Origin of the sequence: Amycolatopsis circi, assembly GCF_003385235.1 — a bacterium.
GTDB lineage: Bacteria > Actinomycetota > Actinomycetes > Mycobacteriales > Pseudonocardiaceae > Amycolatopsis > Amycolatopsis circi.
Genome location: NZ_PQIA01000097.1, coordinates 1 through 24,957, shown reverse-complemented (window position 1 = coordinate 24,957; position 24,957 = coordinate 1). Strand labels below are relative to the sequence as shown.

At 70.9% G+C, this 24,957-nt stretch carries 27 protein-coding genes and 2 pseudogenes; 13 read left to right on the top strand and 16 right to left on the bottom strand.

All coding sequences use genetic code 11. The features are described from left to right. Positions 1–17 precede the first annotated feature (17 nt). Both D0D37_RS32110 and D0D37_RS32105 read right to left on the bottom strand, forming a co-directional pair. Positions 18–320, bottom strand: a complete 303-nt coding sequence (locus tag D0D37_RS32110; protein WP_208720248.1) for a ribosomal protein L7/L12 — start codon at positions 318–320, stop codon at positions 18–20. A gap of 184 nt (positions 321–504) precedes the next feature. Further along, a complete protein-coding gene (locus D0D37_RS32105; RefSeq protein WP_116204349.1) occupies positions 505–693 on the bottom strand; it encodes a hypothetical protein in 189 nt (62 codons plus the stop codon). Between the two features lie 73 nt (positions 694–766). Between D0D37_RS32105 and D0D37_RS32100 the strand changes: the two genes are divergently transcribed. The 3 genes from D0D37_RS32100 to D0D37_RS32090 all read left to right on the top strand — a co-directional run bounded on the left by D0D37_RS32100 (position 767) and on the right by D0D37_RS32090 (position 5,175). After that, the gene (locus D0D37_RS32100; RefSeq protein ID WP_116204348.1) at positions 767–1,669 is read left to right on the top strand and encodes an NAD-dependent protein deacetylase; all 903 of its coding nucleotides are present in this window, start codon (positions 767–769) and stop codon (positions 1,667–1,669) included. Positions 1,670–1,800: 131 nt separating this feature from the next. Next, complete coding sequence (locus D0D37_RS32095) at positions 1,801–2,646, top strand: LLM class flavin-dependent oxidoreductase (protein WP_116204347.1); 846 nt, start codon at positions 1,801–1,803, stop codon at positions 2,644–2,646. A 204-nt stretch (positions 2,647–2,850) separates the two neighbouring features. After that, on the top strand, positions 2,851–5,175 hold the full coding sequence (locus D0D37_RS32090; RefSeq protein ID WP_244223748.1) for a glycoside hydrolase family 2 protein: 2,325 nt from the start codon (positions 2,851–2,853) through the stop codon (positions 5,173–5,175). A gap of 41 nt (positions 5,176–5,216) precedes the next feature. Here D0D37_RS32090 and D0D37_RS32085 read toward each other — a convergent pair whose 3' ends face one another. Together D0D37_RS32085 and D0D37_RS32080 are read right to left on the bottom strand one after the other, a co-directional pair. After that, positions 5,217–6,407: a cytochrome P450 gene (locus tag D0D37_RS32085; protein ID WP_116204345.1), complete on the bottom strand. Its 1,191-nt coding sequence runs from the start codon at positions 6,405–6,407 to the stop codon at positions 5,217–5,219. A gap of 17 nt (positions 6,408–6,424) precedes the next feature. Continuing rightward, the gene (locus D0D37_RS32080; RefSeq protein WP_116204344.1) at positions 6,425–6,934 is read right to left on the bottom strand and encodes a PadR family transcriptional regulator; all 510 of its coding nucleotides are present in this window, start codon (positions 6,932–6,934) and stop codon (positions 6,425–6,427) included. Between the two features lie 948 nt (positions 6,935–7,882). Here D0D37_RS32080 and D0D37_RS32075 point away from each other — a divergent pair. Next, entirely contained in the window at positions 7,883–8,299 is a 417-nt protein-coding gene (locus tag D0D37_RS32075; protein WP_244223747.1) for an STAS domain-containing protein, read from the top strand. A gap of 140 nt (positions 8,300–8,439) precedes the next feature. Here the strand turns inward: D0D37_RS32075 and D0D37_RS32070 are convergent, their stop codons facing one another. Then, positions 8,440–8,985 (bottom strand): bifunctional nuclease family protein, encoded by a 546-nt coding sequence (locus tag D0D37_RS32070; protein WP_116204342.1) that lies wholly within the window; start codon positions 8,983–8,985, stop codon positions 8,440–8,442. A 217-nt stretch (positions 8,986–9,202) separates the two neighbouring features. Here D0D37_RS32070 and D0D37_RS32065 point away from each other — a divergent pair, with 217 nt between their 5' ends. From D0D37_RS32065 to D0D37_RS32055, 3 genes are all read left to right on the top strand, one after another. Further along, positions 9,203–9,655 carry an ATP-binding protein gene (locus D0D37_RS32065; protein ID WP_162834570.1) on the top strand — a complete coding sequence of 151 codons (453 nt, stop codon included), beginning with the start codon at positions 9,203–9,205 and terminating at the stop codon, positions 9,653–9,655. Beyond that, on the top strand, positions 9,652–10,437 hold the full coding sequence (locus tag D0D37_RS32060) for a SigB/SigF/SigG family RNA polymerase sigma factor (protein WP_116204341.1): 786 nt from the start codon (positions 9,652–9,654) through the stop codon (positions 10,435–10,437). Before D0D37_RS32065 ends, D0D37_RS32060 begins: the two co-directional genes overlap by 4 nt. A 101-nt stretch (positions 10,438–10,538) precedes the next feature. Beyond that, on the top strand, positions 10,539–10,952 hold the full coding sequence (locus D0D37_RS32055; protein ID WP_116204340.1) for a VOC family protein: 414 nt from the start codon (positions 10,539–10,541) through the stop codon (positions 10,950–10,952). 9 nt (positions 10,953–10,961) lie between these two features. On the opposite strand, the gene D0D37_RS32050 is transcribed toward D0D37_RS32055, so the two are convergent. Further along, the gene (locus D0D37_RS32050; protein WP_116204339.1) at positions 10,962–11,462 is read right to left on the bottom strand and encodes a L,D-transpeptidase; all 501 of its coding nucleotides are present in this window, start codon (positions 11,460–11,462) and stop codon (positions 10,962–10,964) included. Positions 11,463–11,578: 116 nt separating this feature from the next. Here D0D37_RS32050 and D0D37_RS32045 point away from each other — a divergent pair, with 116 nt between their 5' ends. Then, positions 11,579–12,619, top strand: a complete 1,041-nt coding sequence (locus D0D37_RS32045) for an LLM class flavin-dependent oxidoreductase (protein WP_116204338.1) — start codon at positions 11,579–11,581, stop codon at positions 12,617–12,619. A gap of 8 nt (positions 12,620–12,627) precedes the next feature. On the opposite strand, the gene D0D37_RS32040 is transcribed toward D0D37_RS32045, so the two are convergent. Beyond that, positions 12,628–14,178: a S53 family peptidase gene (locus tag D0D37_RS32040; RefSeq protein ID WP_162834569.1), complete on the bottom strand. Its 1,551-nt coding sequence runs from the start codon at positions 14,176–14,178 to the stop codon at positions 12,628–12,630. Between the two features lie 138 nt (positions 14,179–14,316). On the opposite strand from D0D37_RS32040, the gene D0D37_RS32035 reads away from it, so the two are divergent. Then, the gene (locus D0D37_RS32035) at positions 14,317–15,507 is read left to right on the top strand and encodes an SGNH/GDSL hydrolase family protein (protein WP_116204361.1); all 1,191 of its coding nucleotides are present in this window, start codon (positions 14,317–14,319) and stop codon (positions 15,505–15,507) included. Here D0D37_RS32035 and D0D37_RS32030 read toward each other — a convergent pair. Together D0D37_RS32030 and D0D37_RS48160 are read right to left on the bottom strand one after the other, a co-directional pair. Continuing rightward, positions 15,494–16,792, bottom strand: coding sequence for an MFS transporter (locus D0D37_RS32030; protein WP_162834568.1), 1,299 nt, complete (start codon positions 16,790–16,792; stop codon positions 15,494–15,496). The genes D0D37_RS32035 and D0D37_RS32030 overlap by 14 nt on opposite strands. A gap of 80 nt (positions 16,793–16,872) precedes the next feature. After that, positions 16,873–17,196 (bottom strand): cupin domain-containing protein, encoded by a 324-nt coding sequence (locus D0D37_RS48160; protein WP_116204336.1) that lies wholly within the window; start codon positions 17,194–17,196, stop codon positions 16,873–16,875. A gap of 60 nt (positions 17,197–17,256) precedes the next feature. On the opposite strand from D0D37_RS48160, the gene D0D37_RS32020 reads away from it, so the two are divergent. After that, on the top strand, positions 17,257–17,778 hold the full coding sequence (locus tag D0D37_RS32020; protein WP_244223746.1) for a DinB family protein: 522 nt from the start codon (positions 17,257–17,259) through the stop codon (positions 17,776–17,778). Between the two features lie 10 nt (positions 17,779–17,788). On the opposite strand, the gene D0D37_RS48535 is transcribed toward D0D37_RS32020, so the two are convergent. The 3 genes from D0D37_RS48535 to D0D37_RS32000 form a co-directional block, all read right to left on the bottom strand. Continuing rightward, the gene (locus tag D0D37_RS48535; protein WP_279630347.1) at positions 17,789–17,917 is read right to left on the bottom strand and encodes a hypothetical protein; all 129 of its coding nucleotides are present in this window, start codon (positions 17,915–17,917) and stop codon (positions 17,789–17,791) included. Between the two features lie 124 nt (positions 17,918–18,041). Beyond that, positions 18,042–18,911 carry an LLM class flavin-dependent oxidoreductase gene (locus tag D0D37_RS32005; RefSeq protein ID WP_116204334.1) on the bottom strand — a complete coding sequence of 290 codons (870 nt, stop codon included), beginning with the start codon at positions 18,909–18,911 and terminating at the stop codon, positions 18,042–18,044. A 14-nt stretch (positions 18,912–18,925) separates the two neighbouring features. Further along, a complete protein-coding gene (locus D0D37_RS32000; protein WP_116204333.1) occupies positions 18,926–19,828 on the bottom strand; it encodes an alpha/beta hydrolase family protein in 903 nt (300 codons plus the stop codon). Between the two features lie 145 nt (positions 19,829–19,973). Here D0D37_RS32000 and D0D37_RS31995 point away from each other — a divergent pair, with 145 nt between their 5' ends. Then, positions 19,974–20,549, top strand: a complete 576-nt coding sequence (locus D0D37_RS31995) for a TetR/AcrR family transcriptional regulator (protein WP_116204332.1) — start codon at positions 19,974–19,976, stop codon at positions 20,547–20,549. A 362-nt stretch (positions 20,550–20,911) separates the two neighbouring features. Here D0D37_RS31995 and ligD read toward each other — a convergent pair whose 3' ends face one another. After that, on the bottom strand, positions 20,912–21,901 hold the full coding sequence (gene ligD, locus D0D37_RS31990) for a non-homologous end-joining DNA ligase (RefSeq protein ID WP_116204331.1): 990 nt from the start codon (positions 21,899–21,901) through the stop codon (positions 20,912–20,914). Between the two features lie 89 nt (positions 21,902–21,990). Between ligD and D0D37_RS31985 the strand changes: the two genes are divergently transcribed. Both D0D37_RS31985 and D0D37_RS31980 read left to right on the top strand, forming a co-directional pair. Continuing rightward, positions 21,991–22,332: an MmcQ/YjbR family DNA-binding protein gene (locus tag D0D37_RS31985; RefSeq protein ID WP_116204330.1), complete on the top strand. Its 342-nt coding sequence runs from the start codon at positions 21,991–21,993 to the stop codon at positions 22,330–22,332. 71 nt (positions 22,333–22,403) lie between these two features. Beyond that, a complete protein-coding gene (locus D0D37_RS31980; protein WP_116204329.1) occupies positions 22,404–22,652 on the top strand; it encodes a hypothetical protein in 249 nt (82 codons plus the stop codon). A gap of 305 nt (positions 22,653–22,957) precedes the next feature. Here the strand turns inward: D0D37_RS31980 and D0D37_RS31975 are convergent, their stop codons facing one another. The 3 genes and pseudogenes from D0D37_RS31975 to D0D37_RS46900 form a co-directional block, all read right to left on the bottom strand. Next, positions 22,958–23,557: a YbaB/EbfC family nucleoid-associated protein gene (locus tag D0D37_RS31975; RefSeq protein ID WP_116204328.1), complete on the bottom strand. Its 600-nt coding sequence runs from the start codon at positions 23,555–23,557 to the stop codon at positions 22,958–22,960. A gap of 346 nt (positions 23,558–23,903) precedes the next feature. Beyond that, a pseudogene (locus tag D0D37_RS48155) lies at positions 23,904–24,203 on the bottom strand (type VII secretion target); the annotation flags it as partial. 7 nt (positions 24,204–24,210) lie between these two features. Then, positions 24,211–24,957 (bottom strand): annotated as a pseudogene (locus D0D37_RS46900) (hypothetical protein); the annotation flags it as partial.

The window sequence follows — 24,957 nt, the reverse complement described above, 5'->3', positions numbered from 1 at the left end:
TCCCGGCCTGGCGGAGGTCACCGGGCGCGGTGGCTCATCCGGTCCACCGCGTCCTTGGCTTCCTTCAGGCCGGCCCCGGTGACTTCCCGGTAGCGTTTGATCGCCGCGATCGTCTTGCCTTCGCGCAGCAACGGCTCCAGTTCCGCGACGAGATCGCCGGTCGGCTTCCGAACGCCCAGGTGGTCGAGCACGAGGTCGAGCTTGCGCTCCAGCCGGGTCATCCGGCGCTCGAGCGATCTGGTGCTCGAACCCCAGCCTGTGCTCAGCACGATTCCCAGGATCAGCAGCGCGACGATCAGCCACAGCAATTCGAGGTTCACCCGCCGCAGCGTACGTGTCCGTATTGTCCGGGAAGGGCAACGGGGCGGAGTGCTGCCCGAGTCCGCCCTGATACGAAAGGGGCCCGCGCTCTCCCACCCCGACGGGGAGAGCGCGGGCCTTCGCCCACCGGCTGGAGGGTCGGTGTTCCTCCCAAGAACACCGGCCCCTCCGGCCTGTGGGCGTTCAGGCGGTCCGCTGCTTGAGCCGAGCCGCCCCGACGGCTACGACCGGCATCGACGCTTCCCGCAGCGCCGCCCGTTCGACCGGTCGCCGGACCGCCCCGCCCGGAGTCCGCAGGCAATATCGCTCCACGGATTCCATCAGCACGGCGGCGACCATCACGACCACGGGCGTTGCCAGCGCGAACCACATGGTGCCTTTGGTACCCAGCCGCGCGGAGAACCAATCGCCCTTTCCCCGAGCGGGTGGCGATTAGACTGGCGGCGTGCGCACGCGACCGACGCTGACCTGGGCCGGACCCGGCGAACCGCTTCCGCGCACGGGCACGGTCGCCGACGTGGCCGAGGTCGTCTCCGGACGGCGGGTGCTCGTGCTCAGCGGCGCGGGACTCTCGACCGAGTCCGGCATTCCTGACTACCGTGGCGAAACCGGCAGTCTCCGCAGGCACACGCCCATGACGTACGGCGAATTCGTCGCCAGCGAGGCGGGTCGCCAGCGCTACTGGGCACGCAGCCACCTCGGGTGGCGCACCATCGCGCGGGCGGCGCCGAACGACGGGCACCACGCCGTTTCCGCGCTGCGGGCGGGCGGCTGGCTTTCCGGCGTCATCACGCAGAACGTCGACGGCCTGCACCGCGCGGCCGGCACCCCCGGCGTGGTCGAACTGCACGGCAACCTCGACCGCGTCGTCTGTCTCGATTGCCGCCGCACCACCGCGCGCGAGGACCTCGACGCCCGGCTGCGTGCGGCCAATCCGGATTTCGGCGGCACCGCAACGCGAATCAACCCGGACGGCGACGTCGAGCTGGCCGAGGACGTCGTCCGCACCTTCCGCACGGTGCCCTGCACGAGCTGTTCCGGCGTGCTGAAACCGGACGTGGTGTTCTTCGGCGAGAATGTGCCGCGTGCCCGCGTGGAGCGGTGCTACCGGCTGGTCGACGAAGCGTCCGCCGTGCTGGTGCTGGGATCTTCGCTCACGGTCATGTCCGGGCTGCGGTTCGTCCGGCGCGCCGCGAAGTCCGGCAAACCCGTGGTGATCGTCAACCGCGGCCAGACCCGCGGCGACGAGCACGCGGCGGTCCGGGCCGACCTGCCGCTCGGCCCGGCACTCACCGAACTGCTGGCCATGCTGGAAATCTCGTTGCCCGGCGCGAGCGCCGCCGGATAGGCTGCGGGCACTCCGACGGAACGGTCCCCGGAAGCACGCCGCAGAACGGACCGGCCAGCCTGAAGACATCCAGGTCCAGGAGCGGGCGGCAACCCTGGTAACTGTCGACCCGTCTTTCCGGAGGTTCTCCGATGTCCATCGGCATTGGCCTGCCCATCAGCGACCCCGCCGCCCTGCTCGACTGGGCGCGGCGCGCGGACGCCGGCCCGTTCAGCACGCTCGGCCTGCTCGACCGGCTCGTCTACCACAATCCCGAACCGCTGACCGCGCTCGCCGTGCTGGCCGGCGCGACCAACCGCGTCCGGCTGCAGACCGAGGTCCTGCTCGCCCCGCTGCGCGAGACGGCGCTGCTCGCCAAGCAGGCCGCCACGCTCGACCGGATGAGCGGCGGCCGGTTCACGCTCGGCCTCGGCGTCGGCGGCCGGGAGGACGACCACCACGCCGCCGGCACCCCGCTGCGCGACCGCGGCCGCCGCTTCGACCAGCAACTCGCCGACCTGTGCCGGCTGTGGTCCGGCGAACCGCACAGCGCCGAAGCCGGTCCGATCGGCCCCGCCCCGGCCCGCGAAGGCGGTCCGGAGCTGCTGATCGGCGCGTTCAAACCCAAGGCGCTGGCCCGCGTCGCCCGCTGGGGCGACGGCCTGCTCGCCGCCGCTCCTCCCTCGTGGGCGGGCGGGCTTTTCGACACCGTGCGCCGCGACTGGCAGGAACTCGGCCGCAAGGGCGAGCCGCGGCTGGTCGCGCAGGCGAACGTCGCGCTCGGCCCGGAATCCCTCGTGGACGAAGCCCGAGCGACCATGAGCGCGTACTACGAGTTCACCGGAATGGCGGAGCAGATGGTCAGCGGAATGCTCACCACCGCCACCGACATCCGGGCCACGATCCGCGCGTACCGGGATCTCGGCGCCGACGAGGTGATGCTGTACTGCTGGGGCGGCGACCCCGAGCAGGTCGACCGGCTCGCCGACCTCTGCTGAACAACTGACCGAGGCTGAACAGCTGACCTCGTCTGAACAACACTGGAAGTAAGCTCGCGCCATGCAGGCAGCGACGCTTTCCGGGGGCTCGTCCGCGCCCCGCCCCGGACCTGCCCGCCGGCGGGGATGACGGGCGAGCCAACCGGGCGGGCCCCCTGGTTATCCGCGCACCCCCGGCGAGGTTTCCTGCTGGGGGCCGGCGCGGTGATCGCCGGTTCGGGCGCGCTCGCCGCCGCGCTTTCCCGTCCCGCGCCCCCGGTGGCGCGGGACGGGTTCGGCGCGGACTGGCTTTTCGGCCCTTTCGTGCCCGGCAGCACCGATCCGGACTTCGACGACAGCGAGATGGCACTGGTTTCGGTGCCGCACTGCGTCGTCCCGCTGTCCTGGCAGGACTGGGACCCGTCGGACTGGCAGCAGGTCTGGGTGTACCGGCAGCATTTCCTCGCGCCCGCGCAACTGCGCCGCAACCGGGCGTTCCTGCAGTTCGACGGGGTGCTCAGCGCCGCGACGGTGTACCTCAACGGCCGCCGCGTCGCCGAGCGCAGCGGCGGATACCTGCCGCTGCGCTGCGAGGTCACCGGCCTGCTGACCGACAAGGACAACGTGCTCGCGGTGGTCGTCGACGGCCGCTGGCAGCAGAACACGCCGCCGGATCTGCCGGAATTCCCGCACCCGACAGCCATCGACTTCTACCAGCCGGCCGGGCTGTACCGCGAAGTCCGGCTGACTGGCGTGCCGCAGACCTATCTGTCCGATGTGTACGCACAGCAGATCGCCGTGCTGACGCCGAATCGCGAGGTGCTGCTGCACTGCACGGTGGACTCGGCGAAGGCGGTCAAAGGCCCGGTCCGGCTCGCCGCCGCGCTCAGCCAGCACGGCGCTGAGGTCGCGTCTTCGTATACCGATCTCACTGGGCTGCCGAAGGGCAACACCGAGGTCACGGTGTCGTTGCAAGGCCTGGAAGCGGTGCAGCTGTGGGATCTGGACGACCCGGCGTTGTGCGACATCCTCGTCACGCTCGCGGTCGACGGCCGGAAAGTGCACACGTACCCGGTTCGCACCGGGCTGCGCGACGCTCAGTTCACCATGGACGGTTTCCGGCTGAACGGGAAGCCGCACAAGCTGTTCGGGCGCAACCGGCACCAGTGGTACCCGTTCGTCGGCGGCGCGATGCCGGATCGGGTGCAGCGCCGTGACGCTCAGCTGTTGAAGGACGAGCTGAACTGCACGATGGTGCGCTGCTCGCATTATCCGCAGGCCACGGCGTTTCTCGACGCTTGCGACGAACTCGGCATCCTGGTGTGGGAGGAGTTGCCGGGCTGGGATCACGTCGGCGACACCGCTTGGCAGGAACTCGCGGTGCGCGACGTGCACGACATGATCGTGCGCGACCGCAATCATCCGTCGATCATCGTGTGGGGCACCCGGGTGAACGAGACGCTCGGTCAATACACGCTGTACGGAAGAACGGACCAGCTCGCCGCGGAACTCGACCCGATGCGGCCGTGCACCGGTGCCGTCGCCGGCGAACGCGGCTACGTTTCGCCGCTGTACCCGGTGAGAGCGGCGGGCGGCGTGTTCTCGTTCAACGACTACAGCCGCCCGCATCCGCCAGGTTCCCCTCCCCCGCTTCGCCCGCCGCGCCGCGGAGTCCCTTACCTGGTCAGCGAAGCGATCGGCACGCTCGTCGGCTCGGCGTACTTCCGGCGGACGGATTCCCTTGCGGTGCAACGGGAACAGAGCATGCTGCACGCCTGGGTGCACGACCACGCGGCGGCCGATCCACGCTACAGCGGCCTGCTCGGCTGGTGCGGTTTCGACTACCCGTCGGGCTGGTACCACCACTATCGCGGCGTGAAATACCCCGGAGTGATGGATTTCTTCCGCATCCCCAAACTGGGCGCGGCGTTCTACCGCGCCCAGCGCGATCCGTCCCGAGGCGCGGTGATCGAACCGGCTTTCTACTGGGATTTCGGCCCCGGCTCCCCACCGGGCGGGCCGGGCCGCGACGCGATCATCTGGTCGAACTGCGAGGTGCTGGTGGTGACCGTCGCGGGCAAGCGCCCCATCACCGTGCGGCCGGATCGCGCGCGGTTCCCGCACCTGGCGTATCCGCCGTTCGCGGTGGATCTGCGGGTGGACGGGCGGTCGCGCCCCGAGCTGACCGTCGAAGGCCGGATCGGCGGGCAAACCGTGCTGCGCAGGCGATTCAGCGCGGACCCGGCGTACGACACGATCGCGGTGACCGCCGATGACAGCGAGATCGTCGCCGACGGCGCGGATACGACCCGGGTGGCTTTGCGTTCGCTCGACCGCTACGGCGCGCCGCGTCCGCACGCGCGCGGGGTGCTGGCCGTCACGGTGAAGGGCCCCGGCGTGCTGATCGGCGACCCCTACCTGGATTTCGGCGCACTCGGCGGCGCGGCGGCGGTGTGGATCCGGTCGATGCGCGGCACTCCCGGGACGATCACCGTGAGTGCCACGCATCCGTTCGTCAACACCGGGACTGCCACGATCGAGTCCTCGTGAGCGCCTATGCCGGTTCTAACCGGCAACGCCACGCACGACCCTCACCACTCCACCGGCACCTGCGAAACCCCGCCCGTCAACCGGTTGGCCCGTACCTCCAGCTCATCCGCGGGCACGGCCAGCCGGAGGTTCGGGAAGCGGCGGAACAGCGTCGTGAACACCACTCGCAGCTCCGTGCGCGCGAGGCTGGCTCCGATGCAGAAGTAGCCGCCATAACCGAAAGCGATGTGGGAGTTGGGTTTGCGGTCCGCGTCGAACTCGTGCGCGTCCGCGAAGACCGACGGGTCGCGGTTTGCCGAGGCGGTCGAGATCATCACCGCGTCGCCGCGCGGGATGCGGACGCCGCCGATCTCCACGTCCTCGTGCGCGTACCGGAGCAGCCCGAGCCCGCCCGGCGCGGACATCCGCAGGATTTCCTCCACGGTGGCGTGCACGCGCGCTTCGGGATCGGCGGCCAGCGCGTCGCGGCGGGCGAGGTCGGTGAGCAGGAACAGCACGCCGAGGTCGATCCGGTTCGACGTGGTCTCGTGGCCGGCGAACAGCAGTCCGGCGGAGAGCCTGCCGAGGTCGTCGTCGGTGAACGTCGGGTCGTCGGCCTGCGCGGCGACCAGGTCCGACACGACGTCCTGGCCCGGGTTCGCGCGTTTCGCGTCGGCGAGGCCGGACATGTAGGCGCTGAACTCGGTCATCGCCACCTCGGCGTCGCCGCCGCTGTCGAGCACGCCGATGCGGTCGGAGAGGTCGCGGAACTTCTCGCGGTCCTCGTACGGGACGCCGAGGAGTTCGCAGATCACCAGCACCGGCAAGGGAAACGACAGATGCTCGTGCAGGTTCGCCGGCGAGCCCGCGGCTTCCATCCCGTCGAGGCACCGGTCGGCGAGTTCCTGGATCCGGCTGCCCAGCCGGCGCATCCGGTTCGCCGAGAACGCCGGGACCAGCAGGCGGCGCAGCCGGGCGTGTTCCCGCTGCTCGGTCTCGAAATCGCCCTGCGGCCCGTTCAGCACCGCGGCGTCGGAGACCGTCGAGGCGTCCTCGGGATGCGGGTGGGAACGGCCGAACCGGTTGTCCGCGAACACTTCCCGCGCTTGCTCGTAGGCGGTGACGAGCCAGGCCGGGTCGCCCGCCGGGGTCGTCACCGGGACGATCGGGCCTTCGCGGCGCAGCACCTCGTACAGCGGCGCGATGTCCAGGACGTTCGGCCTCGCGAACGGCAGCTGGGTAGGGGTCGACATGCGGGGTCCTCCTCGGGTCAGCCCGCCCGCGTGCGCAACGACGCGAGCCAGTCCTGTTCGTTCTCGGCGCGGCGCTGGACCTCGGCCAGCACGAGCCGGCTCCACGGGTCGGCCTGGTCCGCGCCGAGCTTCGCCAGCCGGTCCCGCTGCGCCTCGACGGCGGTGCGGCGGGCGTCGAGCACCCGCAGCCGTTCTTCCGGGGCGAGCCTGCCGAATCCCGCGAGCCGCGCCAGGAACTCGGCCGGATCGCCGGCCAGCTCCGGCGGCAGATCGGCGAGCAGATCGTGCAGCAGCTCCCGCCCGACGTCGGTGATCGTGTAAACGTGCCGCGGCGGACGGCCCTCCTGCGGCTCCGCGGTCCGGGTCACCGCGCCCGCTTCGGCGAACCGGCGCAGCGCCGGGTAGAGCGAGTTGTTCGACAGTGCGCGACCGCTGGATTCCTCGACCTTCTTGCGCAGCTCGTACCCGTGCCAAGGCCGCTCGGCGAGCTTCGCGAGCAGGAGCACGTCGATCCACACATAGGTCACCGTAACCTAGGGTCGGGTTACCCGGCAACGGCCGAACGGCGGATCCCGGAAGAAGATCTCGGGCCCGTTTTCGCCGGTCCGTCCCGATACGGTCGGCTTCGACCGATCCAGAGGGGATCTCCAGCGCTTGACCCCGATCGCCCGCACCTGGACCGCGCTCGCGCCATGGATCTTTCGCTGACGATCGTCGATGCCGGTCCGCTCCCGGATCGAGGGTCAGCCGGGATCTCGCGGGGCAGCAGGAGCCCGGCGCGGCGGGAACCGCTCAGCCCCTCCGACCCGGCACTCGACCCCGCCCAGCGGCCAAGCGGCCCGCCAGGCCAGGCCGCCCACCACCGAAACCTGCTCGACGGAACCGCTCAGAGCCTCGCCTGGTGCCGCAGCCTTCGCGTGCAACGGATTCTCCGCCGCCCCCCGGCAGAACCCCCGCCCGCGGCCAGATTGCTCTTCTTCGAACCCACATTTGCCGAGCCGGTCAGAGACTCACCCGGCACCAGAGCCTCGCACGCAACGAAACCTCCGCCGACAAGCCCCCGGCCACGACCCGAATGCCCTCCTTCGAAACCCGACCGGCCAGAACCTCACCCGACCCCGCAGCCCTCGCGCACCGGATTCTCCGCCGTCCGTCAACGCTCCCCGGTCGTGGCCGGATTGTTCTTCCTCCGCACCGTATTCGGCGCGCGCGCCAGCGATCTCCCCCGCGGTCGCCGGATCGTTCAACAACCCTCCCGCCTTCTCCGCCCTGTCCCAGCGGCACCCGGCGCCCGCGGACGCCCGGTCGCCGGTCATCCCCCGTCGGCGGCTTCCCTGAGCGGCGAAGGAGAGCTACCGTGGAACGCGGTTGAGCCTCCAGCCACCGTGATTTCGTCCCGCGCGCCGGGATGCCCGGTGCCCGGCCGGTCCGGCATTCCGCCGCAGCCCAGTGCGCGGCTCAGAAAGAGTGTCGTGATGAATGCCGCGCACAGTGCCCGACTGCCCGTACTGCCGTCGCCGGACCCGACGGGGATGCTCCGCCTGCGCGTCCGCCATCCCGCCCCGGGGACAGCCGTCGTCGAGGTCGCCGGTGAGGTCGACTTGGCCACGGCTCCCCGACTGGCCGAGGTCGTCGAGTCGCGGCTGCGCAGCACCGTCGGCCTGGTGATCGTCGACCTGCGCCGCACGACTTTCCTCGGCGTCGCGGGCCTGCGCGTCCTGATCCGGTTGAAGCTGCTGGCCGCGGGCGCGGACAAGGACTTCTACGTCGACCCTGGCACCGCACCCGCCGTCCGGCGGTTGTTCTCGCTGTTCCCCCTGGACTGCGCACGGTCCGGTGCCGCCGAGGGGCTCGCGGAGATTCCGCTGCCCCGTCCGGCCGCGAAGGCTTGACCGTCCACAGAGGACGCTGAGGACACTGCGCCCCGAACGCGAGCCGGGTTCCGCCAAGCACCCGCATCGCCCGCACGACCCCGCCGAACACCTCTCCGCGGCCGAGCGGGCAAGTCCTCGCGCCGAGCGAAGCCCAAGTCTCAGGCGTCCGGATCGCGGAAGTCCTCCGGGCTCACGTCGTCGAGCAAATCCCGGAACCGCCGGATCTCGTCCTCGTTGGCCTCAGCCGGTTCCTCCAGATCGGCAGCCGCGTCGAGCGCCGAGCCGAGGGACGCGTCGTCGCCCGCCGCCACCGTCACATCCACTGCCGCCTCGTCCAGCACGGCCTCCGCGACTTCCAGCGGAGCATGCGTCCGCAGCCCGATCGCCAGCGCGTCGCTCGGGCGGGCCGACACTCGTGCGCCGCCGGACAGGACGAGGTCCGCGTGGAAGATGCTGTCCAGCAGCTGGGTGATCTCGATCCGCTCGACGCGCTGGCCCAGCGCCGCCAGCACCTCGATGATCAGCTCGACCGTCCCGGGCCTCGCCGACACGACCTGTTCCTGCGCGGCGGCCAGTTCCTGTGCTTCCGGCGCGCCGATGGTGATGGCGAGCCACCGGCGCGAGCCGGATTCCTCGCGCAGCAATACGACCGGTGCCGACTCCTGCGCCACCACGGCCAGTCCCTGCACCCGCACCTGCACCATGGGGGTCACCCCGCTTCCGAAAAGGTTCTCCCTGCTGACTACCCAACGTCCGGCGATTTGTCACGCGAAATCGCCGGACGCCTCACCGGAGATTCACGCACCTGAGCCGCCGGGCAGACCGTGCGCGGGCGAGGCCCGGCGGCAAACGTGCGCCTCGGCACATTCCGGGTATCGCGCCGCACGTGTCGATCGGGCCTCGCCTGGGTATGCGGGAGCCATGAACGACGAGGGACCCGGCAGCCGCGCCAGCGGCGGCATGCCAGCCGTGGACCGTTTGCTCGACGAGGTGATCGAGCTTCGGCTTCCGGCGGAGACCTACCAGATCCCGCTTGTCCGCATGCTCGCGCAGGCAGTCGCCGCGCGGGCCGATTACGGGCTGGACGCGATCGCCGACGCCAAGATGGCCGTCGACGAGGCGTGCGCCCAGGTCGTCTCGACGGCCGCCCCCGGCGCGGCGATGACCTGCCAGTTCACCGTCTCGCCCGACGGGATCCGGTTCGGCGTCAAGACCCGCACCGAGCACGCCGAGCCGCCGAGCGAACGAAGTTTCGGCTGGCACGTGCTGACCACCCTCGCCGCGAACGTGTCGGCGCGCTGCGTGCCGGACGCGGCGGAAGGCGGATACGCGCTGACCCTCGACCTCGACCTTCACCGGGAGGGAAGCGGGTGAACCAGCAACCGGCCACCCGCCACCGTGACGAATACGCGCACACCGCGCCTCTGTTCGAACAGCTCGCCGCTCTGCCCCCCGACGACGGGCAGCGGCCGCGGCTGCGCGAACAGCTCGTCACCGAATTCCTGCCGGTCGCCGAGCACATCGCGACCCGGTTCACCGGACGCGGCGAACCGCGCGAGGACCTGGTCCAGGTCGCCCGGATCGGGCTGATCAACGCGATCGACCGGTTCACCCCGGACCGCGGCCCGGACTTCCTGTCCTTCGCCGTGCCCACGATCATGGGCGAGATCCGCCGGTACTTCCGCGACACCGGCTGGTCGGTCCGCGTTCCGCGCCGGCTCAAGGAACTGCACCTCGCGCTCAGCCGCGGCTCGGCCACGCTGTCGCAGACGCTCGGCCGCGCGCCGACGCCCACCGAACTCGCCGAGCACCTCGGCCTCGAACTCTCCGAGGTCCACGAGGGGCTCGTCGCGGGCCACGCGTACCAGACGCTGTCGGTGGACAAGCCGGTGCACGACGACGCCGAGCCGCTGCTGCTCGCCGACACGCTCGGCAGCGACGACCCGGAGATCGAGCACATCGAGAACCACGAGGCGCTGCAACCGCTGCTGCGCGAGCTGCCCAAGCGGGAGCGCGCCATCCTGGTGATGCGGTTCTTCGGCGGTCTCACGCAGACGCAGATCGCCGAGCAGGTCGGGATCTCCCAGATGCACGTGTCCCGGCTGCTGTCGCAAACTCTCGAACAGCTGCGCGACAAGCTCACCGGCGACCCCTGAGGATTCCCGCGAGGGGGGTCGCCCGACCGGGCTTGACCCCGTTGTCGCGCCCTTTCAGAGCTGCGACGATTCGAGTCCGTCCAGTACTTGAGGAGGGCCCGATGGCCTCGAAACTCAACCCGTACCTCAGCTTCGCGGGCAACGCGCGCGAAGCGATGGAGTACTACCACGACGTGTTCGGCGGCGACCTCGCGCTGAACACCTTCGGGGAGTCCGGCGCACCCGCGGGGGCCAGCTACGCGGACGGCATCATGCACGCGATGCTGGAAGGCGACAACGGCTTCACGCTCATGGCCGCCGACGTCCCGCCCGGCACGGAGCACAACCCGGGCACGAACATCTCGATCAGCCTCAGCGGCGACGACGGCGAACTGCTGCGCGGCTGCTGGGAAAAGCTGTCCGACGGCGGAACGGTGACGGTTCCGCTGGAGAAGCAGATGTGGGGCGACGAATTCGGCGCCTGCACCGACCGGTTCGGGATTTCCTGGATGGTCAACATCGGGCAGCCCGGCTGAGCCGTCCCCTCAGCCGCGCACCTCCACCTTCGCCCCCACCGGGAGCCGGTCGAAGAACAGCGCCGAATCCTCCTCGGTCAGGTGGATGCAGCCGTGCGACGGCCGGTCGAGCGGTCCGGCGTGGAAGGCGATGCCGCCCGCGGCGAAGAAGACCGAGTTCGGCATGTCGTCGCCGTACTCGTCGCTGCGGTGCACGCGGTCCTTCCACGCCACCCTGAACGTCCCGGTCGGGGTCGGCTGGCCGGGGCTGCCCGGTTCCATCGGGACCGAGCGCACCACCACGCCGTCGTCGATCAGCCATGCCCGCCGCAGCGAGAGGCTCGCGCACGCGCCGGTGCCCACTGAGCACGGCGGGCTCGGCGGCGTGTGCGTGACCCGCGGCACGGGCAGTTCCGGCGACGGCGCCAGCGGCTGCCCGGCCGCCTGCGCCTCCGGTTCCGCCTCCGCCCCGCACCCGGCCGCGACCACGGCCGTCCCGGCCAGCACCATCGCGACGATTTTCCCGCGCATCCGTCCGCTCCCGCCTTTCGCTCCCCCTCCGCTACGGGCGAGCGGGCCGAAAGGTTGCGAACGATGACGCGTCAACAACCGGTATCGTCGGCGGGCGACGACGAGGAAGTGAAGCGATGGAACTCGGCATCTACAGTTTCGGCGACCGGCCCGCCGACCCGGTGACCGGCGAGCAGGTCCCGGTCGCGCAGCGGCTCGCCGAAACGCTGGAGCGGATCCGGCTGGCCGACGAACTCGGCCTCGGCTTCTACGGCCTCGGCGAGCACCACCTGGAGCAGTTCGCGATCTCGAACCCGGCGACCGTGCTGGCCGCCGCGGCGAGCGTCACCGAGCGCATCACGCTGTCCAGCGCGGTCACCGTGCTCTCCACCGAGGATCCGGTGCGGGTGTACCAGCAGTTCACGACGCTGGACCAGCTCAGCCGCGGCCGTGCGGAACTGCTCGCCGGACGGGGTTCCTTCACCGAGTCGTTCCCGCTCTTCGGGGCCGACCTCACCGAGTACGACGAGTTGTTCGAAGAGAAGCTCGCGCTGCTGCTGCGGCTCGACCGCGAGGACCCGATCACCTGGTCCGGCCGGTTCCGCCCGCCGCTCACCGACGCGCATGTGTACCCGCGGCCGTACGGGCGGCGGCTGCGGATCTCGGTCGGCACCGGCGGGCATCCGGAGTCGTCGGTGCGCGCCGGGCTGCTCGGCCTGCCCGTGGTGTACGCGGTGATCGGCGGGGAGCCGGAGCGGTTCGCGCCGCTCGTGGACCTCTACCGCCGGGCGGGCGAAGCGGGCGAGCACTCCCCCGGCGACCTGCACGTCACGATGAGCGCGATCGGCCTCGTCGCGGAGAATTCGCAGGACGCCAAGGAGAGTTTCTACCCGTACTGGCTGGAAACCATGAAGTACGGCGCGCGGGCCCGCGGCTGGCAGATCCCGACCCGCGCGGAGTACGACGAATACACGCGGGACGCCAGCGCGCTGTTCGTCGGCAGCCCCGACGAGGTGGCCGACCGGCTGATCGCCGTCGGGAAACTCACCGGGGCCGACCGCTACGCCATGCAGATGGACTGGTCCGGCGTGCCGCACCGCAAGGTCATGAAGGCGATCGAACTGCTCGGCGCCGAGGTCCTTCCGAGGATCCGGAAGGAATTCGGCACCGCCTCCTGACTGTCCATTCAGGACTTTTTACCGCCGAGAACCTGGTGCAGCGCCGCACCGTCCGGCACCCCGAGCCCGGTGCACGCGTCCCATCCCGCCGCGGCGGAGTACGCCCCGTTGCCGCCTTGGGTGATGTCGCGGAACCCCGGCTGCGCGTTGCCCGCGCCGACCCCGGCGTACAGCTTGCTGTGCACCAGCCCGAATCCGCGCCCGGCCACCTGCGCCAGCCGGGCCAGCAACGCCGACCACAACGGCGAAACCGCGCTCGTGCCGCCGACGACGATCTGCTGTCCGTCGACCAGAACCCGGTACCCCGTCGACGGATCCGCGTTGCCCGCCACGTCCGGGACGCCGCGGCCGGGTTTGCCGTCCCCCGCCCGCGTCGGCACGCCCGCGGCCTTCTGGAAGTCCGGCACCGGGAACGCGTCGCTCACGCCGCCGCCGGTCGCCCCGCCGCCGGAGGTGTTCCAGACCGTTTCGGAGTTCACTGTGGACGGCGGGGTGCCGTCGAGCTTGGTGCCGCCGCAGGCGAGCGCGTGCGGGCTCGACGCCGGGAAATCGACGTGCTGCGCCCCGTCGGTTTGCCCGTCGGCGCTGCCGTTGTCGCCGGACGCGCAGCACACCGTCACGCCGAGCGCGGCGGCGTCGGCGAACGCCTGGTCCATCGCGGTGCGGGCCTGCGGCGTCCACTGGTCCTCGGACTGGCCCCAGCTGATGCTGACCGCGACCGGAGTGGGCGTCGCGTGCACCGCGGTGCTCACCGCGTCCAGGAAACCCTGGTCGGTGTTCGGCGCGAAGTAGACCACCTGCGCGGCTCCCGGCGCGAGCGCGCCGATCACCTCGATGTCCAGCAGCACTTCCCCGTCGGCCGAGTTCGGGTCGCCGGTCGGCGCGTTCTTGCCGCCGTCGACCCCGGCCGCGGTCACCTTCGGTTCGGCGATCTTCAAGCCGGCGAAGTACTTCTGAAGGTCCTCCGGCTTGTACCCGCCGCCGAGTTCGATCACCGCGACGGTCTGCCCGGTGCCGTCGGCGTCGGCCGGGAACCCGTACAACTGGCCGACCTGGTCCGGCGTGTAGCCCTGCCCGGCGGCTTCCTTGTGCAGCCGGAACTGCGCTCGCGCCTGCGGCCGCTCGTCCAGGCCGAGCACCGCGACCACGACGTCGCCGAGCGCGGCGGGCAGTTCCAGTTCCCCGGTGCGCGCGGCGAATTCGCCGCCCTCGCCGTGGCGGACCCGGTTCAGTTCGGTCTTGAACGCGGCCGTCATCGCGCGCGCCGGGCCCCGGACCGAGACGCGGCGCGATCCGGCGTGCGCGTCGGTGACGGTGAGCCCGGCGTCGGTGAGGACAGTGCGGACCAGGTCGAGATCGTCGGCGGCGGCCCCGTAGCGTTCGGCGAAGTCCGCGGGAGCGAGCGGTTCGCTCAGCGCGGCGACGTCCAGTTCGGCGCGCCGCCGCAGCACGACGGTCGCGGTGACGGTGGCGTCCGCGTCGAGCGGGCCGAGCACCTCGGCCTCGGCCAGCGCGGGACGCAGACTTCCGGATAGCGATACCCATTGTGTATCTGTCATCACTCTATGGTGAACCCCTTCCGGCAGGTCCACCACCGTCGTATCCCCCGTCCGGAGGCAGAACCTGTCCGGTTTTCTGTCGACCCGATGACCGGGACCGCGGATGCCGCGGCGCGCGGGCGCGCGCACAGTGTCTCCATGAAACGGATCCTGACTCTGGGCGTGGCGGCCGTGCTCACGCTGGGCGCGGTCACCGCGTCGGGCAGTGCCGAGGGCGACCTGGCCGCGCACGGCTGGGTGGGCACGTGGGCGGCGGCGCCCGCGGCCGCGGTGGCGAACACGCCGCAGGGGTATCCGAACTACTCGATCCGCAACGTCGTGCACACCAGCGCGGGCGGAAACCAGGCCAGGGTAAGGCTTTCCAACACCTTCGGCACCGCGCCGCTCACCTTCGGCCACGTGACGCTCGCCGTCGCCGCCGACGGCCCGCGCGCGGTCAGCGGCACGATGCGCACACTGACGTTCAGCGGACAGTCCACTGTGGTCGTTCCGCCGGGTGCCGAGGTGCTGAGCGACCCCGCGTGGCTGCGCGTTCCGGCCGACGCGGACCTCCTGGTGACCACTTACGTGCCGACGCCGTCCGGCCCGGTCACCTACCATCCGCTCGCCCAGCAGACGTCGTTCTTCACCCGCGCCGGCGACTTCGCGGGCGAGGAATCCGGCGCGTCGTTCACCGAGCAGACCGCGGTGTGGCACTACGTCAGCGAAGTCGACGTCCGCGGACCGGCGCGCGGCACGGTCGTGACGCTCGGCGATTCGATCACCGACGGTGCGCACTCGACGCCCGGCGCGAACCGGCGCTGGCCGGACAAGCTGAGCGACCGGCTGCACGGACGGCTCGGCGTGCTCAACGCCGGGATCAGCGGCAACCGGCTGCTGCTCGACGGCGGCACCTCCGGCCGCAACGCGCTCGCCCGGCTCGCCGACGACGTGCTGACCAGCGGCGACGTCCGCACGCTGATCGTGCTCGAAGGCATCAACGACATCCAGCAGAACCCGCACCAGACCGATCCGGCGATGATCGTTTCCGCGCTGCGGCAGATCGTCGCGCAGGCCAAGGCGCAGGGCATCCGGGTCATCGGCGGCACGCTGACGCCGTTCAAGGGCTGGAAGATCTACGACCCGACGCTGGAGAAAACCCGCCAGGCGGTGAACGCCTTCATCCGGACCAGCGGGATCTACGACGGCGTCGTCGACTTCGACGCGGCCGTGCGCGATCCCGCCGACCCGCTCGCGATGCTCCCCGCCTACGACTCCGGCGACCACCTGCACCCGAACGACGCCGGGTACCAGCGGATGGCCGACGCGGTGCCGCTCACTCTCCTGTGACCGGCACGAGCGGTGTGCGCGGGAACGCCAGCACGGCGAGGAGACTGAGCACGCCGACGCCCACCATGTACAGCGAGACGGACAACGACGTCCCGGTCGAACTCTGCAGGGAGGCCGCGATCAACGGGGCGAACCCGCCGCCCAGCACCGCGCCCACGGCGTAGGCGAACGACGATCCGCTGTAGCGGAACCGGGATTCGAACAGCTCCGAGAACAGCGCCGACTGCGGGCCGTACGTCGCGCCGAGGCCGATGTTCAGCACCACCACCGCGACGATCAGCAGCCACGGCTGCGCGGTGTCCACGAGCAGGAAGAACGGGATCGACCAGACGACCAGCAGCACGGAACCCGCGAGATAGACCGGTTTCCGTCCGACCGAGTCCGACCAGATCGCCGCCGCGACGATGCTCGCCAGCCACACCACGCCGCCGACGATCACCACGACCAGCATCGTCGTGCTGGACAGCTTCAGCACCGAAATGCCGTACGACAGCAGGTAAGCGAAGAAGATGTAGCCCAGCGCGGTGTTCGCGATGAAGCTGACCGCCGCCGCGAGCACCTGCTTCGGCCGCGCGCGCAGCACCTCCACGATCGGCAGCTTGCTGCGCTCGCCGGTGCTGCGCAGCTTCGCGAACACCGGGCTTTCCTCCACGCGCAGCCGGATCACCAGCCCGACCGCCACCAGCACGAGGCTGACCAGGAACGGGATCCGCCAGCCCCACGACCGGAACTCCTCCGGCGAGAGCGAGTTGTTCACCGCGAAGAACACCAGCTGCGCCAGAATCAGCCCGGCCGGGACGCCGATCTGCGAGAAGGACCCGTACCGGCCGCGTTTGCCTTCCGGAGCGTGCTCGACCGCCATCAGCGCCGCGCCGCCCCACTCCCCGCCGGCCGAAATCCCTTGCAGCACCCGGAGAACGACGAGCAGGACCGGCGCGATCACGCCCGCCTGGTGGTACGTCGGCAACGCCCCGACGCCCGCGGTCGCGAGCCCCATCAGCACCAGAGAGGCGACCAGCATCGCCTTGCGCCCCACGCGATCGCCGAAGTGGCCCCAGACGATCCCGCCCAGCGGCCGCGCGACGAACCCGACGCCGAGCGTCGCGAACGCGGCGAGCGTGCCGGACGCCGGAGAGAGCGACGGGAAGAAAAGCTTGTTGAACACCAAGGCGGTCGCCGTGCTGTAGGCGAAGTAGTCGTACCACTCGATCGTCGTCCCGATCGCGCTCGCGAGCGCCACCCGCCGGACCCGCCCCGCCGTGTTCACGTCCTGCTCAAGCACCACTGCCGAGCCCCCTTCTCGTTCAGGCGGCGTCATCTTGGCACGGCAGCTCCCCTCCGGTCGACCACCGGAAGGCGGGCGCTTCACCCGCCCAGCAGCGTCAACGACAGCCTCGAGTCCGCCACCGCTTCCACCGCGTGCGGCATCGACGGCGGAAGGTGCACCAGCCCGCCCGGCCGCAGGTCGACGGTCTCCCCGGCGGCGGTGACCCGGAGATGGCCGTCGAGCGCCTGCAGCAGGAGCGCGCGGGGTGCGCGGTGTTCCTTGAGCACGTGTCCCTGCTCGAATGCGAGCACGATGACCCGCGCGCCTTCGGTGTCGAGCACCGTGTGGTGCCCCAGCTTTCCGGCCTCGATCGGGGCGAGGGCGAGCAGGTCGTCGATCACCTTCGGTTCGGTTTCGCGCATGGGACCATTCTCTCGGAAACCCGGTTCCCTCTGTGTCTTCCGGTGTGCGAGGGTCGGCCGGTGCCCGATTCCTTCCTCGAACTCCAGCGCTGGCAGTTCGACCTCGCCTGGTCGCTGTTCGAGTACCACCTGGAGCGTCTGGAACCCGGTGATTTCGGCTGGGAGCCCGCTGCGCGGTGCTGGACGATGCACCAGGCCGACGACGGAACCTGGACGCCGGACTGGGCCGACAGCGAGCCCGATCCCGTTCCGGCGCCCACCGTCGCCTGGCTGAGCTGGCACCTCGGCTGGTGGTGGAGCGCCGCCCTCGACCAGGTCCGCGGCCACGAACCGCGGGAGCGGACCGCCATCGTCTGGCCGGGCCCGGGCGAACCGGCCATCGCCTGGCTCCGCGGCCTGCGCACGGATTGGCTTGCTGCCTTGGACCGGCTCACCGACGCCGACCTGGCCGCCGCCGTCCCGTTCCTGCCGGACGGTGACCCCCGGCGCACCATCGGGCACCTGATCGCGTGGGCGAACGCCGAGCTGATGAAGAACGTCGCGGAGATCGGCCAGCTCCGGCTCCTGCGAGCTGCGCGCTGAGGGGAACCGCTCAGCCCGCTTTGGCGATCAGCTCATCGGCGACCCGCTGCGCGACCTCGGTTGGAAACGGCGCAGACAGCCCGAGCACGACGTGGCTGGACCTGGCTTCCAACGCCTCCCCGACCGCCGAGGAAGGCACCTAACCTGCCTTCGCGACCAACTCCTCCGCCGCCCCAACCGGAAACGGCGCTGGCAGCCTAAGCACGACGCGGCCGAACCCCGCTTCCAACGCGTCCCCGATCACCGACCGCCGAAGAAGACGCCTAACCCGCCCTCTCGATCAACTCCTCCGCCACCCACCCCGCAACTCCGGCCGGAAACGGCGCGGGCAACCCGAGCACAACGTGGCTGAACCCGGCCTCCAGCGCCTCCCCGATCGCCGCCCGCGTAAGGGCGGGCTGGTCATACGACACCGCCAGGTGGATCGAGCGCGTGATCTCCGCCGGGTCGCGGCCGATTTCCGCGCAGTACTCGTCCAGCATCGCGCTGCGTTCGACGACGTCCGCGATGTCCCCGCCCGGGATGTTCCAGACGTCGGCGTGCTCGGCGACCACCCGCAGCGTCGCGCGGGCCCGGCCGCCGATGACGAACGGCGGATGCGGGCGCTGCACCGGCTTCGGATTGCCGAACGCGCCGGTGAGCTGGACGTGCTTGCCGGCGAAATCGAACGGCTTGTCCTCGGTCCACAGCTTCCGGATCACCGTGCACGCCTCGGCGAACCGGGCCACCGCGTCGGCGGTTTCCAGGTACGGCAGGCCGTGTGCCTCGTACTCCCGGCGGGCGATCGGGTGGCTCGGCCGGGAGCCGACGCCAAGGCCGAAGTCGAGCCGTCCGCCGGACACGACGTCGACGGTCGCGGCGATCTTCGCCAGCATCGCGGGCGGGCGGAAGCGGTTGCTGGTCACCAAAAGCCCGAGCCGGAGCCGTTCGGTTTGCGCGGCCAGGGCCGACAGCAGCGTCCAGCCCTCGAAAATCGGCCCGTCCAGTTCTCCGGCGATCGGCAGGAGATGGTCGAACAGCCAGGCGTGCTCGATGGCCGGGATCGCGTCCGCCTCGCGCCAGACCTGCTGCAACGAGGTGTAACTGGTCTGCATCGGCGCGGTCATGATGCCGAACTGCGGTTTCGTGGTCATTTCGGGAAGTCCTTTCACTCGTGCGATTCGACGCGGCCGAGCGGGCTGTCCTCGATCCCGGCCCAGCTGTCGTCGCCGGGGATGAGCGCGCTGCGGAGGTACGCCGTGGTCAGCCGCTGCTGCAGGGCGACGCGTTCGGGGCTTTCGTCGGTGGTCTCCTTGGCTTCGTAGCCGGAGATGCCGCCGAGCGAGTGCTCCGCGCCGAAGAGCGTCAGCAGGCTTTTCTCCCCCGGGCTGAGCCGGTACGCGTCGGTGAACCAGTCCGGGCCGCGCACGGACAGCATCGAATCGTCCTGGTCCCCCGCGACGATCAGCGTGGGCGCCTTCAAGCCGTCGAAATTCGGGCTCATGAACGGGAAATGCTCGGCAGCGAACGGTGACAGGTCCGCCCCGCCAGTGCCGGTGATCGCGAACAGAACCCCGGCCGTCACCCGAGAATCGGACAGATCCTCGCCGACGCTGCCATCGGCCTCAACAATGCGCGCGCCCAGCAGCATGCTCGCCGACTGCGCGCCCCAGGAATGCCCGGCGACCGCGATCCGGCTGCGGTCGACGCGCCCGCTCAGCCCGGGCAGCGCCGCTTCGACGGCGTCGAGCTGGTCGATGACGTGCCGGAGGTCCTCGACGCGCAACCGCCAGATGTTCGACGTGCGCGGGTCTTCGGCGGGCAGCGCGCGGGTCCGCGAATCGAGGTGAGTCGGTTGCACGACAACGAATCCGTGCGCGGCCCAGTAGTCGGCGAGCGGGCCGTAACCGTCCAGGGACGAGCCGAAACCGTGCGAGAACACGATCACCGGGAGGTCCCGTCCGGTCGCCGGGGCGGACACGCGCACCGGCAGGTCCTCGCCGCGTCCCGGCGCGTCGAGCCGCGCCGGCTTCGCGGAGACGACCGGAGCCGCGGGCTGTACTGCGGTCATGGGAAGTACCTTCTTTCGCCATCGGGCGCGAGGGTGTGGTGGCCGGCGGCCCGATCTGGCATCATGAGCAAACGGAACGTTGCTCCGGTAACTATACGGAACACTGTTCCGCTTGTCTACCGGCGGCACGCGGAGGGAGCGGCACGTGGGTGAGAACGCGGGAGCCCGCGCGAAACGGGCGGACGCCCGGCGCAACGAGAAAACCCTGCTCGACGCGGCGGCGGCGGTGTTCGTCGAGTCCGGAGTGGACGCGCCGGTGCGCGACGTCGCGACCCGGGCGGGCGTCGGCGTGGGCACGATCTACCGGCACTTCCCCACCCGCGCCGACCTGATCATCGCGGTGTACCGGCACCAGGTCGAAGCGTGCGCCGACGCGGGGCCCAAGCTGCTGGCGGACAACGATTCCCCGCACGCCGCGCTCGCGCAGTGGATCGACCTGTTCGTCGACTTCCTCGTCACGAAGCACGGGCTGGCCGGAATCATGCAGTCCGACCACAGCGGCTTCGAGGCCCTGCACGCGTACTTCCTCGAGCGGCTCGTCCCGGTGTGCACCGAACTGCTCGACGCCGCCGCGAAGGCCGGGGAAATCCGCACCGACCTGGAGGCCGTCCACCTGATGCGCGGCGTCGGAAACCTGTGCATCGGCGCGGAAGCCGACGACAGCTACGACGCGCGCCGCCTGGCCGGGCTGTTGATTACCGGGCTGCGGCAGGGTGAGTGAAGGTTTCCTCGAAGGCTTCGAGGTCGCTCTCGGGCAGTGAAGCAACGCGGGCAAGCCGTACGCAGATCTCCTCGACGTGGCCGGTCCGATCGACCACGACCTTTCGGCGGTGCTCAGGCCGTGCCGCCCGTGATCAGCGGGAACAACGACTGCTGCGTCCGGGGACGCCAGCGACTTCGCCTGGGCCGCACGCCCCGGCTTCCAGTTGCGCCCAGGCGTAACGCCCGAATTCGCGACCGATCATCTCCGCGCGGGGATCAGTCGCCTGCAGGTTCGCCCGATGCGTCCACTGTGCGCACGCAGTTTCTGCGACAGTGCCGACGAGTTGAGCGGCGCGTCGACCACCTGGGCGCTGTTCGCATTCACCGGGCCGGAACTTTGACCTCGTCCGGACGCCGTTCCGGACGCAACCCGCGCCAGGCCGTGTGCCGCAACCGGCCGTCCCCCGGCGTGAGGCGGCGGTACACGACCTCGCCGACCACCTCCGGATTCAGCCAATGCGCGCCGCGCGCCCGGTCGCGCGGCACCTGGTCGGCGAACGGGCTTGTCTTGCGCTCCAACGGAACCAGCTGCGCCTGAAGGTCCTGAAGCATCGCGTCGGTGAAGCCGGTGCCGACGTCGCCCAGGTACCGCAGCTCCCCCGAATCCGGGTCGTGCGCGCCGAGCAGCAGCGCGCCGATCGTGCCCTCGCGGCGGCCCTGGCCCGCGCGCCAGCCGCCGAGGATCACCTCGGTCGTCTGCACCAGCGGGTGTTTGAGCCATTCCGGACTGCGCCGTCCCGGGTGATACCGCGACGTGCGGGCCTTCACCATCAAGCCTTCGAGCATCATCGTCCGCGCGACGTCCAGCAGACCGGCCGGCGTCATGCCGTCCTCGGCGAGGTCGCTGTGCCGGTACCAGGGCGTGATCGCGACCAGCTGGCGGTCCGGCGGTTCGATCTCGGCGAGAATGCCGCGACGTTCCTCGTACGGCGCGTCGAGCAGGCTTTCGCCGTCCAGGCTCAGGATGTCGAAGGCGAAGTACGCGACCGCCTTCCAGATGCGGTTCTGCAAGAGGCCGAAGTCGGGACGGCCGTGCTCGTCCAGGGCGACGATCTCGCCGTCGAGCACCGCCGGGCGGCCGCCGAGCGCGTCGCCGAGCGCGCCGGACAGCTGCGGGAATCTGGCGGTGAAGTCGTTGTCGTTGCGACTGGTCAGCAACGTGCTCCCGTCCGGCGCGACGCGCATGGTCGCCCGGTAACCGTCCCATTTGAACTCGTAGGCGTACGCCGGGTCGTCGCGCAGCCTGCCGCCGTCGGGCGACGCCAGCATCGGCTCGATCGCGGGCGGCATGCCGCGGGCCACTTCGGACATTCGGGCACCTCCGCGCACCACCGTAAGCCGAACCCGCCGGATCCGCCGCCGTAAGATGGCGGCGTCCACGATGGAGGGGGCCAGGACCGGTGCCGAGCAAGGATTTCGAACGGATCATCCGCAAGCTGCGCGAAGTCGAACGCGGCAGCGGCCGCGACTACACGTCGTTCAGCGTGCGCGGCAAGCGTTTCGGCTACCACTGGCCGCGCACCGACACGGTCGGGCTCAAACAGACCGTCGCGGAACAGCAGGCGCTCGTCGCGGAACGCCCGGACGTTTTCGAGGAGCAGTTCACGTCCGGCGGGTTCGGCTGGGTGGTCGTGCAACTGGGCGGCATCGCGGCCGACGAACTGGCCGAACTCGTGTACGAGGCGTGGCGGCTTTCCGCCCCGGACGACCTGGCGGCCGAGGTTCCGCTGCCGCACCTGTGACAATCCGGCATTTCGGGTAACGACCCAGCGGGGTCCGGACGATCTTCTTGTTCCGGAGGAGGGGGTCTGCGGTGTCGCGACGGTCGGTGCAGGTGCTGGTGCTGGTGGCGTTCGGGGTGCTGGCCGTCGGGCTGTTCCTGCTGTGTCAGCCGCTCTTCGCGGCCGGGCGCGGCCGCGAGCGCCTCCCAGGCCCGGACCAGCCCGCTTCGTGCGGCCCGGCCTACGCCAACCCGGCGGAGTGGGGCAAGGCTCTGGCCGTCGGGGCGATCGTGGCGCTGCTCTACCTGCGCTACCTGGCCGACCGCAAACAGGTTCGGTAAGCCGGAGTCCGCTTCGGACCGATCCCCTCGTCGCGGCGCCCCGGCCTCCCTGAGTCCCCATGCCAGGGACTTAAGGCGGCGCTGTGAGTGCGGTTCGAAGTGTGCCTGTCCTGGTCGCGGGTGTTGGCGAGGCCGACTGTCCGTGAGGGGAACCCTGAGGGACTCAGAGTCCCTCAGGGTTCCCCTCACGGACGCCCGGAAGCGTGAGGCCACGCCGCTTAAGTCCCTGGCATTGCCCTAAGTCCACATCGGACTGTCCACGAACGACAGTGCGCCCCGACCGCGAGGCCGGGGCGCACTGAGGGTCACCAGGGGTTGTTGTCCTGCTCGTCCGGGTCGATGCCGCCCGGACGGCGGCCCTGCGGCGGCGAAGCGGGCCCGCCCGGCGCGGGCGGCGCCGCGGGCGGACGAGGCGCACCGCCTGCCGGGGGCGTCGACGGCGGCGGCGTCTTGGCGGGCGGCTCCGGCTCTTCCTCCGCGCTGTCCTGCTGGTCGGCCGGGTCCGGATCGGGGTCCGGGAAGCGGTTGCGGAGCGAATCGAGCATGACGGCGCGGGTGTCCGGGTCCTCGTCGCCCAGGCTGCGGCCCATGACCTCGGCCACGCGGTCGGTGATGCCCGACTGCGCCTTCCGCATGGTCTCGAGCACCATCCTGGAGAGCTCCTCCGGCGGGACGGTGCGCGTGCGGGAACTGAACACCAGGTCCGACACGACCCCGTCGGCCCCGACGGTGACCTTGACGGTCCCGTCCGGGCTCGTCGCGGTCAGCCGCAGCTGTTCGGTTTCCTGCTGGGCCGCCGCGTAGCGCTCCGCCTTGCGGGCGAACCCGGCCGCCCATTCGTCCATTCGCCGGATTGCGTCGTCGGGGTCCCTGATCAGGTCGCCCAGCCCACCCGCGCTGGTCATGCTTTTCGTTCTCCTCGAATCCCGTCACCCGCGCCGTTGCGGGCGGGTCTCATCCTCGCCGCGACGGGCACCGTCATCTGTCGACCGTACCCGCCCGCCGCGACGCCGCGAGAGCGCCACCGCTTCGTTACGTCTCGTCCGGCGAAACGCCCCGGTTCACCGGCAACGAAGCGCCGACTCGTTCCCGCGGCTGCAGCGGCTCCGCGCTGTCGTACCGGGCCTCCGCGGGCACGGCGTCCCGGTTGAACGGCACGTTCTGCCCGGTCGGAGCCTGCACCCCGACCCGGAACCGCGACTTCAGCTCCTCGCCGTTCTCCTTGCTGAGAAGCCCTTCGGTCGCCACCTTCTTGAACGGCTTCGACTGGCCCTCGTCGCCCTCCTGGTAGGACTTCGCGGCCGTCCGGACGTTGTCCGAGGTCGCCTGGACGCCCTCGATCGCGCCGCTGATCGCTTCCTTAGCCTTCTCGCCGGTCGGGTTGATGATCGGCGGGAGGAAAGCGCACAGCAGCCCGTACGCGTCGTCGGACATCGCGTAGTTCGCCGCCTGCGCCGCGGTGTTCAGCCGGTCCACCAGGCCGTCCAGGTGGCTCGCGTGCGCCACGAGGTCGTCGGGTTCTACGCGGAACCCCTGTGCGCCTCCGCTCATCGCCGCCTCACTTCCAGTCCTTGTTCTTCCAGTCGCCGATCACCGGCGGCGCGACGACCTCGTCCGGAGCGAAGAACGACGGGTCGTCCGACTCGACGAAGCTCGCGACCTTGTGTTCCTTGTCCTCCGGGCCCTTGCCGCCCTTGCCGCCGCCCATGGCTCCCATGCCGGGAGCGCCGGTCGCGCCCTTGCCGCCCGCACCGCCCGAGCCGGGGCCGCCGCGCCCGGCGACGCCTTCCTCGGCCGCGCCGGAGCCGCCCGCGCCGCTGAACGCGCCGCCGGAGCCCGGACCGCCCTTGGCGCCGCCGAGACCGCCCGCGCCGCCGCCGAGCCTGCTGCTGATGCTCTCGCCGTTGACGCCGCCGACCTTGCCGATGCCGCCGAGCTTCTCGCCGCTCGGGCCGGTGCCGCCGCCGGGGAACAGCGGTTTGCCGTCCGGGCCGATCTTGCCGGGGTTGAACGGCTTCGGCTCGTAGGGCTTGATCCCGCCGGGGCCTTCGGGGATCGAGGGCTTGAACGGCTGCGGCTTGTACGGGTTCGACTTGTACGGATCCCCGCCCTTGCCGGTCGGGATGGTCGGGATCGGCGGGATGTTCGGCGGGGTGAAGCTGGGGCCGCCGCCGGGGTTGCCGCCGCCGGGGATCGGCGGTTTGCCGTCCGGGCCGATCTTGCCGGGGTTGAACGGCTTCGGCTCGTAGGGCTTGATCCCGCCGGGGCCTTCGGGGATCGAGGGCTTGAACGGCTGCGGCTTGTA